At 67.0% G+C, this 12,936-nt stretch carries 11 protein-coding genes; 7 read left to right on the top strand and 4 right to left on the bottom strand.

All coding sequences use genetic code 11. The features are described 5' to 3' along the window. Window position 1: 1 nt before the first annotated feature. On the bottom strand, window positions 2-727 hold the full coding sequence (gene creB, locus H3005_RS02535) for a two-component system response regulator CreB (protein WP_191077510.1): 726 nt from the start codon (window positions 725-727) through the stop codon (window positions 2-4). Window positions 728-762: 35 nt separating this feature from the next. Between creB and rlmJ the strand changes: the two genes are divergently transcribed. From rlmJ to H3005_RS02505, 6 genes are all read left to right on the top strand, one after another. Then, the gene (rlmJ, locus tag H3005_RS02530; RefSeq protein WP_100551974.1) at window positions 763-1,620 is read left to right on the top strand and encodes a 23S rRNA (adenine(2030)-N(6))-methyltransferase RlmJ; all 858 of its coding nucleotides are present in this window, start codon (window positions 763-765) and stop codon (window positions 1,618-1,620) included. 95 nt (window positions 1,621-1,715) lie between these two features. Continuing rightward, on the top strand, window positions 1,716-2,261 hold the full coding sequence (locus tag H3005_RS02525) for a GNAT family N-acetyltransferase (RefSeq protein ID WP_025879325.1): 546 nt from the start codon (window positions 1,716-1,718) through the stop codon (window positions 2,259-2,261). Window positions 2,262-2,387: 126 nt separating this feature from the next. Then, entirely contained in the window at window positions 2,388-5,852 is a 3,465-nt protein-coding gene (gene mfd / locus H3005_RS02520) for a transcription-repair coupling factor (RefSeq protein WP_100551973.1), read from the top strand. A gap of 82 nt (window positions 5,853-5,934) precedes the next feature. Then, window positions 5,935-6,450 carry a hypothetical protein gene (locus H3005_RS02515; protein ID WP_100551972.1) on the top strand — a complete coding sequence of 172 codons (516 nt, stop codon included), beginning with the start codon at window positions 5,935-5,937 and terminating at the stop codon, window positions 6,448-6,450. 186 nt (window positions 6,451-6,636) lie between these two features. After that, window positions 6,637-7,242, top strand: a complete 606-nt coding sequence (locus tag H3005_RS02510; RefSeq protein ID WP_100551971.1) for an HD domain-containing phosphohydrolase — start codon at window positions 6,637-6,639, stop codon at window positions 7,240-7,242. Between the two features lie 101 nt (window positions 7,243-7,343). Then, complete coding sequence (locus H3005_RS02505) at window positions 7,344-7,904, top strand: hypothetical protein (RefSeq protein ID WP_100551970.1); 561 nt, start codon at window positions 7,344-7,346, stop codon at window positions 7,902-7,904. A gap of 81 nt (window positions 7,905-7,985) precedes the next feature. Here the strand turns inward: H3005_RS02505 and H3005_RS02500 are convergent, their stop codons facing one another. Together H3005_RS02500 and gpmA are read right to left on the bottom strand one after the other, a co-directional pair. Next, window positions 7,986-10,076, bottom strand: a complete 2,091-nt coding sequence (locus H3005_RS02500) for a M13 family metallopeptidase (protein ID WP_191077509.1) — start codon at window positions 10,074-10,076, stop codon at window positions 7,986-7,988. A gap of 191 nt (window positions 10,077-10,267) precedes the next feature. Then, window positions 10,268-11,017, bottom strand: coding sequence for a 2,3-diphosphoglycerate-dependent phosphoglycerate mutase (gene gpmA / locus H3005_RS02495; RefSeq protein WP_100551968.1), 750 nt, complete (start codon window positions 11,015-11,017; stop codon window positions 10,268-10,270). A 94-nt stretch (window positions 11,018-11,111) separates the two neighbouring features. Here gpmA and nfi point away from each other — a divergent pair, with 94 nt between their 5' ends. Continuing rightward, the gene (gene nfi, locus H3005_RS02490) at window positions 11,112-11,792 is read left to right on the top strand and encodes a deoxyribonuclease V (RefSeq protein ID WP_191077508.1); all 681 of its coding nucleotides are present in this window, start codon (window positions 11,112-11,114) and stop codon (window positions 11,790-11,792) included. Window positions 11,793-11,818: 26 nt separating this feature from the next. Here the strand turns inward: nfi and H3005_RS02485 are convergent, their stop codons facing one another. Next, on the bottom strand, window positions 11,819-12,793 hold the full coding sequence (locus H3005_RS02485) for a cation diffusion facilitator family transporter (protein WP_165376644.1): 975 nt from the start codon (window positions 12,791-12,793) through the stop codon (window positions 11,819-11,821). Between the last annotated feature and the right edge of the window lie 143 nt (window positions 12,794-12,936).

The following is a 12,936-nucleotide window of genomic DNA, read 5'->3' as shown; positions in this document are numbered from 1 at the left end:
GTCAGACCTCCAGGGCGTAGCCGAGGCCGCGATGGGTGCGGATCGGCTCACCGCTGGCACCGGCCGCACGCAGCTTGGCGCGCAGCGTCTTGACGTGGGTGTCGACGGTGCGGTCAGCGCTGTCGGCGGCGCTGTCCCAGCCACGGTCCATCAGCTGGGCGCGGCTGAGGATCGCGCCGGGGCGCTGCAGCAGCGCTTCCAGCAACGCATATTCATAGCGGGTCAGGTCCAGCGCATGGCCCTGGTAGCGGATGCGGCGGCCATCGCGATCAATGGCGAAGGCGCCGTGTTTCTGCCAGCCGGTCTCGGCGCCCGGGGCCGCCGGCGCGGGCGTGGCACGCCGCAGGCGGGCACGTACCCGCGCCACCAGCTCGCGCGGCGAGAACGGCTTGGCCATGTAGTCGTCGGCCCCCAGTTCCAGGCCCAGCACGCGGTCGAGTTCGTCGTTGCGCGCGGTCAGGAAGATCACCGGCACCTGCGCCACGGGCCCTGGCAGGGTCCGCAGCCGGCGGCAGACCTCGAAACCACTGAGGTCCGGCAGGCCGACATCCAGCACTACCAGATCGATATCGCCGGCCTGCAGCTGCTGCAGGGCCAGCCCGCCCAGCAGGCAATGGCTGGCGGCATAGCCTTCGCTGCGCAGCGCATAGAGCACGGTTTCGGCGATGGCCGCTTCGTCTTCGACCACCAGGACATGGGTAACAGGCGCTGTCATGGCGCGCAGCATAGCCGCTGCGGCCCTTGCCCCGTACACTGCCGCCCATGAACTATCGCCACGCCTTCCACGCCGGCAACCACGCCGATGTCCTCAAGCACATCGTGCAGCTGGCCCTGATCGACAGCTTCAAGCGCAAGGACAGCCCGTTCTTCGTGCTCGACACCCACGGCGGTGCCGGCCGCTACCTGCTGGCCAGCGAAGAAAGCCGCAAGACCCTTGAGGCCGAATCCGGGGTCATGCGGCTGATGGCCCAGCCCAAACTGCCGGAGGTGGTCGAGCGCTACCTGAAGGCGGTACAGGCCGACAATCCGGTCGGCGCGATGATCTCCTACCCAGGCTCGCCGCTGCTGAGCGCGCAGGCCATGCGCCCGCAGGACCGCATGGCGGTGTGCGAGCTGCAGGAGGACGAAGCCGCCTCGCTGAAGACCCTGTTCGCCCATGACAGCCGCGTCGGCGTACACCCCGGTGACGGCTACGCGCTGCTGCGTTCGCTGCTGCCGCCCAAGGCCAACGGCGCCAAGATCGGCCGCGGCCTGGTCCTGATCGACCCGCCCTATGAGGCCCAGGACGCCGAGTACCAGGCGGTCCTCGCTGCGCTGGCCGAGACCCTGGCGCGCTGGCCGCAGGCCACCTGTGCGGTCTGGTTCCCGATCAAGCAGCGCCGCACCATCCTGCATTTCCTGCGCAAGGCCGCCGCACTGCCGGTGAAGTCGGCCGTGACCATCGAGTTCCTGGTGCGCCCGGACGACTCGCCGCTGCGCCTCAACGGCAGTGGCATGCTGGTGCTCAATGCACCCTGGCAGTTCGACCGCGTGGTCGGCCCGGCCCTGCCGGCGCTGCGCCAGCATCTGGGCGAACCCGGTGCCAGCACCCGCCTGGACTGGCTGAAGACGGCCGAATAAGGGCCTTCACGAGGCTGTACGACCGTGAGCCTTTCGTTCACGGAATGCAGCCCCGGTGATGACACAATCGATGGACCACCAAGGAATCACCCGGTATGGCCACTCGCAACCGCATGCCGCCCTGGCATGAGATCTTCAAGGCTCCCAGCGGCCACGAGCTGCTGATCCGCCCCATCCGCCCGGAAGATGGCGCGCCGCTGCAGGCCGCCTTCAGCCTGTTCGGGCCGGAAGAAATCCGCGACCGCTTCCTGCAGTCGGTGACCGAGCTGTCGCCGGAAACCACCCAGCGCCTGACCCACCCCAATCCGAAGACCGAGATCACCCTGGTCGCCGCCGAGTCGCTGCCGGCCGGTGAGGCCGTGGTCGGCGCGGTGGCCCGTGCCTCGATCATCCCCGGTACCCGTGAAGCCGAGTACGCGATCCTGATCAGCCGGTTCCTGATCGGCCAGGGCCTGGGCCGCCAGCTGATGCGCAAGCTGGTGAAATGGGGCCGCGGCAAGTATCTGGACCGCCTGTACGGCGATGTTGCCGCCGAGAACGAGCCGATGAAGCAGCTGGCCGCCTCGCTGGGCTTCAAGCCGGTACCACACCCGAACGGGGCCGAAGGCCTGGTGCGGATGGTGTTGGAACTGGACAACTGACGGTAGCGCCGGGCCATGCCCGGCGATGTTGATCCGACCGCTGCGCTCGCCGGGCATGGCCCGGCGCTACCCCGGTCACGTAACGATCATGGGCCCGGCGGGGGCTTCTGCTAAAATCCGCGGTTCATGTCGCGTACTCCATTCCCCGCCCCGCCGTTGCCACGTGCCGGCCAGCTCCGCGCCTGGTGGCGCGCCCCCGCCTCGCCCACTGCCCTGGCCTGGTATCTGGCCCAGGCAGCGCGCACGCATGATGCCCCGGTACTGGTGGTGGCCCGTGACAACCACGGTGCCAACCAGATCGAAGCGGATCTGCATACCCTGCTGGGAGGCGACCCGAGCCTGCCGGTGGTGGCGTTCCCGGACTGGGAAACGCTGCCCTACGACCGCTTCAGCCCGCACCCGGACATCATTTCGCAGCGCCTGTCGGCCCTGCACCGCCTGCCCACGCTGAAGCGTGGCCTGGTGGTGGTACCGGTGCAGACCCTTCTGCAGCAGCTGGCACCCCGCAGCTACGTCATCGGCGGCAGCTTCAACCTTGAAGTCGGCCAGCGCCTGGACCTGGAAGCGGAGAAGCGTCGCCTCGAAAGCGCCGGTTACCGCAACGTGCCGCAGGTGATGGACCCGGGTGACTTCGCCGTGCGCGGTGGCCTGCTTGACGTCTACCCGATGGGCGCCGACGAGCCGCTGCGGGTGGAGCTGCTGGACGAAGACATCGATTCGATCCGTGCATTCGATCCGGAAAGCCAGCGCTCGCTGGACAAGGTCGAGGCGGTGCACATGCTGCCCGGTCGCGAAGTGCCGATGGACGACGCCAGCATCGCGCGGGTGCTGGCCACCCTGCGCGAGCGCTTCGACGTCGATACCCGTCGCAGTTCGCTGTACCAGGATCTGAAATCGGGCCTGGCGCCGGCTGGCATCGAGTACTACCTGCCGCTGTTCTTCGAGCGCACCGCCACCCTGTTCGACTACCTGCCTGCCGGCAGCCTGCCGGTGGTCTGCGTCGGTGCCGCTGAAGCGGCAGAGACCTTCTGGACGCAGACCGGCGAGCGCTACGAGCAACGCCGCCATGATGTTGAACGGCCGCTGCTGCCACCGTCGGCGCTGTACCTGTCGCCGGACCTGCTGCGCGAGCGGCTGAACGACGCACCGCGCATCGAGGTATGGGCTGCCGATCACGCGCGCATTGCCGAGGCGCATGCGCTGGGCGACCAGCCGTTGCCGCCGCTGCCGGTGGCCGCACGCGAGGCACCGGCCGGTGACGCACTGAAATCCTTCCTCGGCCATTACCCTGGCCGTGTGCTGATTGCCGCCGATTCACCCGGCCGCCGTGAGGCCCTGCTGGAAGTGCTGCAGGCGGCCGAGCTGAAGCCGCCGGTGGTGGCCGACCTGCTGTCCTTCCTGGCCAGCGACGAACGCTTCGCCATTGCCGTGGCGCCGCTGGAAGACGGCTTCGCATTGGATGCGCCGCACATCGCGGTGCTGACCGAACGCCAGCTGTTCCCCGAGCGCGCCGGCAGCACACGCCGCACGCGCCGCGCCGGACGTGAGCCGGAAGCGATCATCCGCGATCTCGGCGAGCTGACCGAAGGCGCGCCGATCGTGCACGAGGACCATGGTGTCGGCCGCTATCGCGGACTGATCGCGATGGACGTCGGCGGCATGCCCGGCGAATTCCTGGAAATCGAATATGCCAAGGGCGACCGGCTGTACGTGCCGGTCGCGCAGCTGCACCTTATCAGCCGCTATTCCGGCGCCTCGGCCGAGACCGCACCCCTGCATTCGCTGGGTGGCGAGCAGTGGAGCAAGGCCAAGCGCAAGGCTGCCGAAAAAGTGCGCGATGTGGCCGCCGAGCTGCTGGAGATCCAGGCCCGCCGCCAGGCGCGTGCCGGACTGGCACTGCAGGTGGACCGCGCGATGTACGAGCCGTTCGCCGCCGGTTTCCCGTTCGAGGAAACCCCGGACCAGCTGGCCGCCATCGACGCCACCCTGCGTGACCTGGCCAGCAGCCAGCCGATGGACCGCGTGGTCTGTGGCGATGTGGGCTTCGGCAAGACCGAAGTCGCGGTGCGTGCCGCGTTCGCTGCCGCCAGCGCTGGCAAGCAGGTGGCGGTGCTGGTGCCGACCACGCTGCTGGCCGAACAGCATTACCGCAATTTCCGCGACCGCTTCGCCGACTATCCGATGAAGGTCGAAGTGCTGTCGCGCTTCAAGAGCACCAAGGAGATCAAGGCCGAGCTGGAGAAGGTCGCCGCCGGCACCATCGACGTCATCGTCGGCACCCATCGCCTGCTGCAGCCGGACGTGAAGTTCAAGGATCTGGGCATGGTCGTCGTCGACGAGGAGCAGCGCTTCGGCGTGCGCCAGAAGGAGGCGCTGAAGGCACTGCGCGCCAACGTGCACCTGCTGACCCTGACCGCCACGCCGATCCCGCGTACGTTGAACATGGCCATGGCCGGCCTGCGCGACCTGTCGATCATCGCCACCCCGCCGCCGAACCGGCTGGCGGTGCAGACCTTCATCACCCAGTGGGACAACGCGCTGCTGCGCGAAGCCTTCCAGCGCGAGCTGGCACGCGGTGGCCAGCTGTATTTCCTGCACAACGACGTGGAAAGCATCGGCCGCATGCAACGCGAGCTGTCCGAGCTGGTGCCCGAAGCGCGCATCGGCATCGCCCATGGGCAGATGCCCGAGCGCGAGCTGGAAAAGGTGATGCTGGACTTCCAGAAGCAGCGCTTCAACGTGCTGCTGTCGACCACGATCATCGAATCGGGCATCGACATCCCCAACGCCAACACCATCATCATCAACCGTGCCGACCGCTTCGGCCTGGCCCAGCTGCATCAGCTGCGTGGCCGCGTCGGTCGTTCGCACCACCGCGCCTATGCGTACCTGGTTGTACCGGACCGTCGCTCGATCACGCCCGACGCGGAAAAGCGCCTGGAAGCGATCGCCTCAATGGACGAACTGGGCGCCGGCTTCACCCTGGCCACGCACGATCTGGAAATCCGCGGTGCCGGTGAACTGCTGGGCGAGGACCAGAGCGGGCAGATGGCCGAGGTGGGCTTCAGCCTGTATACCGAGCTGCTGGAACGTGCCGTGCGCAGCATCAAGCAGGGCCATCTGCCCGACATCGATGCCGGCGAAGAAGCGCGTGGCGCCGAGGTCGAACTGCATGTGCCGGCGCTGATTCCGGACGACTACCTGCCGGACGTGCACACCCGCCTGACGTTGTACAAGCGCATTTCCAGCGCGCGCGACAGCGATGCGCTCCGCGAGCTGCAGGTGGAGATGATCGACCGCTTCGGCCTGCTGCCGGATGCGGCCAAGAACCTGTTCGCCATCGCCGAGCTGAAGCTGCAGGCCAGCACGCTGGGCATCCGCAAGCTGGACCTGGGCGAGAATGGTGGCCGCATCGTGTTCGAATCCAAGCCGAACATCGACCCGATGGCGGTGATCCAGCTGATCCAGAAACAACCGAACCTCTATGCCATGGACGGTCCGGACAAGCTGCGCGTCAAGCATCCGCTGCCGCTGCCCGAAGACCGCTTCAATGCCGCACGGGCGCTGCTGCTGACCCTGGCCCTGCGCTGATCGATCTCCAAGGCGCCGGTCCGCCGCGGGCGGCAGACCGGTGCCCTTTCCGTTTACTGCGCCCGCGACAAGGAGTGTTGCCGTGAATCGTTTCGCCCCCCTTCTGCTCGCCACCAGCCTGGGCCTGCTGGCCGCCTGCCACAACGGCATGAGCAACCGTGATTACCTGCTTGAGAATGTCGCCAGCTGGAACGGCACGGTCAGCATGGTCGAGCAATGGACCAACGGCCCGAACGGCGAGTCCTTCCATGCGTCGCTGCAGGATGGCAAGAGCATGCAGCAGCATCGCTTCGGCCTGAAGAACGCGCACAAGGAGATCGCCGACCGGCTGGTCTTCGTCCAGCAGTTCACCCATGGCAAGGACGCCGATGCACTGCACCAGAACCTGCTCGACTCCCTGAAGAGCACCGAACAGATGTTCGCGGTGATGGAACAGCTGGCTGCCCTGCCCGATGGCTACAGCGAAGAACAGGTCACCCCGCTGCTGCAGACGCTGGATGAAGCCGTGACCAAAATGGACGAAGACATGCAGACCCTGAGCGACGCGCAGGATGCCTTCGCCAAAGCCCATCGCATCCACCTGCAGACCACCGGCTGAGCCACGCCGCCCCGGTTGCCGATGCGGCCGGGGCGATGACACGCTGTACACGACTGAACGCACGGCCCCACGCGATACCGTCGATGCGCCCCGCGCAACACCGATGCGGGTACCCTATGCGCCGCCCCGGCCCGCTCTTGCGGGCCTTTCCGTTTCCTGCGCGGCTTCGCCGCGCCGCCAGTTCCGATGCCCCTGCCCAGACCTCCCGACCTCCTGCACGCGCAGGCCTGCCTGATCGACGCCCTGTCGATGTCGCTGCAGATGCGTGATGCCTATACCCGCCACCACTGCGACCGCGTGGGCCTTCTTGCGCAGCACCTTGCCCTGCATTGCGACCTGGATGAGGAAGCCTGCGCGCAGGTCGCCCTGGCCGCACGCTTCCACGATATCGGCAAGATCGGCATTCCCGACGACGTACTGCTGAGCCCACGCCGGCACAGCGATGAGGAGCGCGCGATCATGCGCGAGCATCCGGTACGTGGCGAACATATCTTCCTGGCCACTGGTCGCAGCGATGCGGCGCCGGTCGCGCGCCTGATCCGCGCCCACCATGAAGCGTTCGACGGCAGCGGCTATCCCGATGGCCTGCAGGGCGAGAACATCCCGCTGGGCGCACGCATCGTCACCATCGTCGATGCCTATGATGCGATGACCAGTGCACGCCCCTATCGCGCGGCGATGGAGCATGAGACGGTGCTGCGGATACTCGATGAGCAGGCCGGTGGCCTGATCGATCCATACGTGCTGCAGCGTTTCCACGGCATGCTCAAGCACGAGCCGGCGCTGGCCTGAGCATTCACATGCTGGGCTGCGCCTTGCTTGCGCAGCCACGGCAATCCTCGCAAGCTGATGGTCGGCCAAAGACGGTCGCCTGCTTACGAGGAGTACCACCCATGAAAGGAAACACCCGCATCGCCGCACCGCTGGGACTGTTGCTGTTGGCCCTGGCGCCGTTCGCGCAGGCCCAGCAAGAGAGCAACGCGCCCGCTGCCGCCTGCCTGTCGCGCAGCCAGATCACCGCCGGCACCTCGCCCGCCGCCCTGATGAACGCCCTGCCCCGCTGCGTGCAGGATGGGCGCATGCAGGACGCCATCGATCTCTACAACATCGCCGGCGTATTCGCCCATTTCGATCGCCAGCGGGTCGCTGACGAGACCGGACACAGTGCCTACAACGCGCTGAAGTCGATGGCGGGTTCGGCCATGGGCGAGGACAATCTCGGCCGCTTCGACAGCGCATTGAAGGCGCAGCTGACCCCCGACAAGGCACCCGCCTATGTCGCTGGCATCTGCACCTTCAGCAAGCGCGTGGGGCCGCCCTCGTATACCCCCACCTACATGCTGGCCCATGGCATGTCCAACTTCACCGGCACGGGTGGCGGTCTGGTGCCAGGCTTCGACCCGGCCAGCGCGTGGCAGGCGACGTTGTCGCAGTACCTGAAATGCCCGGGCTGAGCCTCAGCCGGTTGTAGTGGTTGCCAATGAAAAGGCCCGGCTTGCGCCGGGCCTTCTGCTTTGCACGTTGCGGGCAATCGGTTACCAGATCACCACGCGCTTGTCGTCTGCGCGCACCATCGCATCACCGGCCTTGCACTGGAACGCAGCGGCATAGGACGGCATGTTCGACGGCGCACCGTTGGCACGGAAGTTCGCCGGTGCGTGCGGATCGGTGTTCAGGCGCACGCGCAGCTCACCGTCGGTGAAATTGCGACGCCACACGGTGGCCCAGTTCATGAAGAAGCGCTGGTCCTGGCTGTGGCCGTCGACTTCGACGTTCGCCTTCGGATTCTCCTTCAGCGCCATCTGCAGTGCATCGTAGGCAACGGTCAGGCCACCCAGATCACCGATGTTCTCGCCCAGCGTCAGCTTGCCCTTCACGAACACGCCCGGCACCGACTCGTAGCCGTCGAACTGTGCGACCAGCTGATCGGTGCGCTCGGTGAAGGCCTTGCGGTCGCTGTCGGTCCACCAGTTGTCGAAGTTGCCGTTGGCGGCGAACTGGCTGCCCGAGTCATCGTAGCCGTGCATCATCTCGTGGCCGATGACCGCACCGATGCCACCGTAGTTCAGCGCCGGATCGGCCTTGGCGTCGAAGAACGGCGCCTGCAGGATCGCCGCCGGGAACACGATCTCGTTCTTGGTGGCGTTGTAGTAGGCATTGACCGTCTGCGGGGTCATGCCCCACTCGGTCTTGTCCACCGGCTTGCCGACCTTGTCCAGCATGTAGCGGTAGTTGAACGCGCGCGCGGCCTGCATGTTGCCCAGGTAGCTGTCACCGTTGGTCTGCAGGCCCGTCCACTCGCGCCACTTGTCCGGGTAACCGATCTTCGGAGTGAAGCTGGCCCACTTCTCCAGCGCCTTCTTCTTGGTTTCTTCGCCCATCCACGGCAGCTGCTCCAGGCGCGCCTTCAGCGCCACCGACAGGTTCTGCACCAGGTGCTGCATGGCCACCTTGGATTCGGCCGGGAACACTGCATCGACATACAGCTGGCCGAGCGCTTCGCCCATGCCACCATTGACCGACTCCAGCACGCGCTTCCAGCGCGGCTGCATTTCCTGCTGGCCGCGCAGGGTCTTGCCATAGAACTCGAAGTTGGCCTTCTCGAACTGGCTGCTCAGGTACGGCGAGGCATCATCGATGGTGTGGAAGCGCAGGTAGGACTGCCAGGTGGCGGCCGGCACGTCGGCCAGCATCTTGTCCATCTCGCTGAAGAAGCCCGGCTGGGCCAGCGAGAACTTCTGTGCGGCCGGCACCTTCAGGGTGTCGAACAGCGCGGTCCAGCTGAAGTTCGGGGTCAGCTTGTCCGCGTCGGCGGCGCTGAGCGGGTTGTAGCGCTTGGCCGGGTCACGCATCTCGATGCGCGACATCGAGGCCTTGGCCAGGCGGGTCTCGAACGCCATCACCGCCTTGGCCTGTTCGGCAGCCTGCGCGGCGTCCACGCCGGACAGCGTCAGCACCTGTGCGATATAGGCCACGTAGGCGTCGCGGATCTTGGCCTGCGACTCGTCGAAGTAATAGCCCTTCTCCGGCAGGCCGAGGCCGCCCTGGCCGACGTAGGCGATGACGTTCGCCGAATCCTTGTAGTCGGCATTGGCGAACAGCGAGAACAGCACGCCCTGGCCCTGCGCCTGGCTGTCGCGCAGGTACTGGGTGATGGCGGCGGTGTCGTTCAGCGCGGTGATCTTGTCCAGCGTCGGCTGCAGCGGCGCCAGGCCGGCGGCCTCGATCTTCGCTTCGTCGTTGCCGGTCTTCCAGATGTCGCCGATCTTGGCTTCCACCGAGCCGGCCTTGGCCTGGCTGGCGGCGGCCTGCTGCACCAGCGCGTGCTGCACTTCCAGCGAGCGCTCACGCAGGATCTCGAAGCTGCCCCAGGTGGTCTGGTCGCCCGGCACCGGGTTGGCCTTCAGCCACTTGCTGTTGACGAAGCCGTTGAGGTCGGTGCACGCAGCGATGGAAGGATCCAGATCGGCGCTGTTGAGCGAGATCAGCGCGGTCTTGATCTGCGACTGGTCGAACGCCGGCTTGGCAGCGTCGGCAGCGGGCGCGGTCTCGTTCTTGCCACAGGCGGCGAGCGAGGCGGCGATGGCGATGGTCAGGCCCAGCGGGACCAGATTGCGGACGTTCATGGCGTGTCTCCAACGGCGAATCGTCCAGCGTAGCCGCTGCAGCGATGGTGGGGACCGGCCAAAGGTCACAGGAGTGCGCCTGTAGAGCCGAGCCCATGCTCGGCTGCTTTCTGAAAACGTCGGCAATGCATCAGCCGAGCGTGGGCTCGGCTCTACAAAAGCGAAGGCCGGCGTGCGCCGGCCCTTCGTTCTTACTTCGCCTTGCCCTGGTTGGCCACGGCTTCAGCGGCCTTGCGCGCCGCCTCCGGGTCACCCAGGTAGCGGAACGACTTCACGGTGAGGTCGTCATTCAACTCGAACAGAAGCGGGATGCCGGTCGGGATGTTCAGCTCGAGGATTTCCTCGCGCGACACGTTGTTGAGGTACTTGTACAGCGCGCGCAGCGAATTGCCGTGGGCGGTGACCAGCACCGTCTTGCCGTCCTTCAGCTGCGGCGCGATGGCGTCGTGCCAGTACGGCAGCACGCGGTCCAGGGTGGTGGCCAGCGATTCGGTGCCCGGCAGCGCGTTGCGGTCCAGGCCGGCGTAGCGACGGTCATGGATCGGGTGGCCCGGATCTTCCAGGTCCATCGCCGGCGGCGGGATGTCGTACGAACGGCGCCACACCTTGACCTGGTCTTCGCCGTGCTTGGCGGCGGTCTCGGCCTTGTCCAGGCCCTGCAGGCCGCCGTAGTGGCGCTCGTTGAGGCGCCAGGACTTGTTCACCGGCAGCCAATCCTGATCAAGCTCGGCCAGCGCACCCTGCAGGGTGTGGATGGCGCGCTTGAGCACGGAGGTGTGGGCGACGTCGAACTGCAGGCCTTCCTCGCGCATCAGGCGGCCGGCGGCAGCCGCTTCCCGGCGCCCCTGCTCGGTCAGGTCGACATCGACCCAGCCGGTGAAGCGGTTGTCCAGGTTCCACTGGCTCTGGCCATGGCGCAACAGTACGAGTTTACGGGTCACTGCAGGGTCTCCAACGCGAGGAAAGGCAGGCGGCCATTGTAGCCCCGGCGCCCGCTCACCGCGCCGTGGCGGTGCGGATGTCATCCTGTAGCCGATGAATACCGTGATCGACCCCGGGCGCTGGGAAGGCAGCGTCAGTGCCGCACGCGAGCAGCAGAAGCAGCTGGCCACCCGCGTGCAGCGCCAGGACCGGCTGCCCGCCACCGTGCGCTGGCTGGCCGGACTGGATGTCGGCTTCGAGGAAGACGGCGCGATCACCCGCGCGGCGGCGGTACTGCTCGACGCGGAGACCCTGCAGCCGGTGGCGCAGGAAATCGCCCGCATCCCCACCGTCATGCCCTATATCCCAGGCCTGCTCAGCTTCCGCGAGCTGCCGGCGCTGCTGGCGGCATTGGCGCTGCTGCCGCGAACACCGGATCTGGTGTTCGTCGATGGCCACGGCATCAGCCATCCGCGCCGCCTGGGCATTGCCGCACACCTGGGCGTGGTGACCGACCTGCCGAGCGTCGGCGTGGCCAAGTCGAAGCTGGTTGGCCGCTTCATCGAGCCGGGCGCCGAGGCAGGCGCGCATACGCCGTTGCTGGATGGCAGCGAACAGCTCGGCTGGGTGCTGCGCAGCAAGCTGCGCTGCAAGCCGCTGTTCGTCGCCGGCGGACATCGGGTCAGCGCCGATACCGCGCTGGCCTGGGTGCAGCGCACGCTGCGCGGCTATCGCCTGCCCGAGCCGACCCGGTTGGCGGATCGGCTGGCCTCGCGGCGCGACGAGCAGCAGTGACGCCGGGCACAGCCCGGCACACCCGCTCAGCGATGCACGTGACCGCGATGGCCCTGCGCATCGGTCGCTGCATGATCGTGCCCGGCGTGATCGTCGTCCTTGGCCGCTGACGGCTGGCCACAGGCTTCGCCGCAATGGTCGGCCTCGATCTGCAGGGTCACGTGTTCGATGCCGAAATCATCGTGCAGGCGATCACCGAGTTCGCGACGAAGGCGATCGGCATCGTCGCCTTCGCGCATCACGATGTGTGCGGTCAGTGCCGGCGTGCTGGACGCCAGCGCCCATACGTGCAGGTCATGCACGTCCAGCACCGCGTCATGGTCGGACAGGCGGTCGCGTACCTTGGCCACGTCCATGCCCTTGGGCACGCCTTCCAGCAACACGTTTACCGCTTCGCGCATCAGCACATACGTGCGTGGCAGCACCCACAGACCGATCAGCACAGCCAGGATCGGGTCGATCGGCTTCCAACCGGTCCATTGGATCAGCAGCGCGCCGGCAATCACCGCCACCGAGCCGAGCATGTCGGCCCACACTTCCAGGTAGGCCCCCTTCACGTTGAGGCTCTCGCCGCTGCCGGCCTGCAGCAGGCGCATGGAAATCATGTTGATCACCAACCCGGCCGCGGCGATCACCAGCATGCCGGTGGAGGCGATCTCCTGAGGTTGGCGGAAGCGACCGATGGCTTCCCACAGGATGTAGCCGGCGACCACGAACAGCATGGCGCCGTTGATCATCGCACCCAGTGCCTCAAGGCGTGCATAGCCGTAGGTGCGGCGCGCATCCGGCGGACGCCGGCTCAGCCGCACGGCAACCAGCGCGATCATCAGCGCCAGGGTGTCGGTGGCCATGTGCGCGGCATCGGACAGCAGCGCCAGGCTGTTGGTCCAGAACGCACCGACCACCTCCACGACAAGGAAGGTAGAGGTCAGGCCGAGCGCCCACCACAAGGGTTTCTCGTGGCGGATCTCGGATGGCAGGTGATCGTGGTCGTGACCCATGGCAACAGCTCCTTTGCGATGGAGGCAGGCTACGCCGGCGGGCGTTGGGAAACTATCACGGTGTTTATAACATTTCAGGCCTGCACGGCCGATGCCGCCGGGCATGGCCCGGCACTACCGGTGTGACATGCCCGCCTCCGGTA

The organism is Stenotrophomonas sp. Br8 (assembly GCF_014763005.1).
Taxonomy (GTDB): Bacteria; Pseudomonadota; Gammaproteobacteria; order Xanthomonadales; family Xanthomonadaceae; genus Stenotrophomonas; species Stenotrophomonas lactitubi.
The sequence above is the reverse complement of the archived record's forward strand: the minus strand, read 5'-3'. Positions and strand labels throughout refer to the sequence as shown.

Bases quoted from the DNA above. Each gene is read 5' to 3' on its own strand.
- H3005_RS02505 (WP_100551970.1), top strand. From the start codon at position 7,344: ATGAAAGGAAACACCCGCATCGCCGCACCGCTGGGACTGTTGCTGTTG.
- H3005_RS02500 (WP_191077509.1), bottom strand. From the start codon at position 10,076: ATGAACGTCCGCAATCTGGTCCCGCTGGGCCTGACCATCGCCATCGCC.
- H3005_RS02510 (WP_100551971.1), top strand. From the start codon at position 6,637: ATGCCCCTGCCCAGACCTCCCGACCTCCTGCACGCGCAGGCCTGCCTG.
- creB (WP_191077510.1), bottom strand. From the start codon at position 727: ATGCTGCGCGCCATGACAGCGCCTGTTACCCATGTCCTGGTGGTCGAA.
- H3005_RS02485 (WP_165376644.1), bottom strand. From the start codon at position 12,793: ATGGGTCACGACCACGATCACCTGCCATCCGAGATCCGCCACGAGAAA.
- nfi (WP_191077508.1), top strand. From the start codon at position 11,112: ATGAATACCGTGATCGACCCCGGGCGCTGGGAAGGCAGCGTCAGTGCC.
- mfd (WP_100551973.1), top strand. From the start codon at position 2,388: ATGTCGCGTACTCCATTCCCCGCCCCGCCGTTGCCACGTGCCGGCCAG.
- rlmJ (WP_100551974.1), top strand. From the start codon at position 763: ATGAACTATCGCCACGCCTTCCACGCCGGCAACCACGCCGATGTCCTC.
- H3005_RS02525 (WP_025879325.1), top strand. From the start codon at position 1,716: ATGGCCACTCGCAACCGCATGCCGCCCTGGCATGAGATCTTCAAGGCT.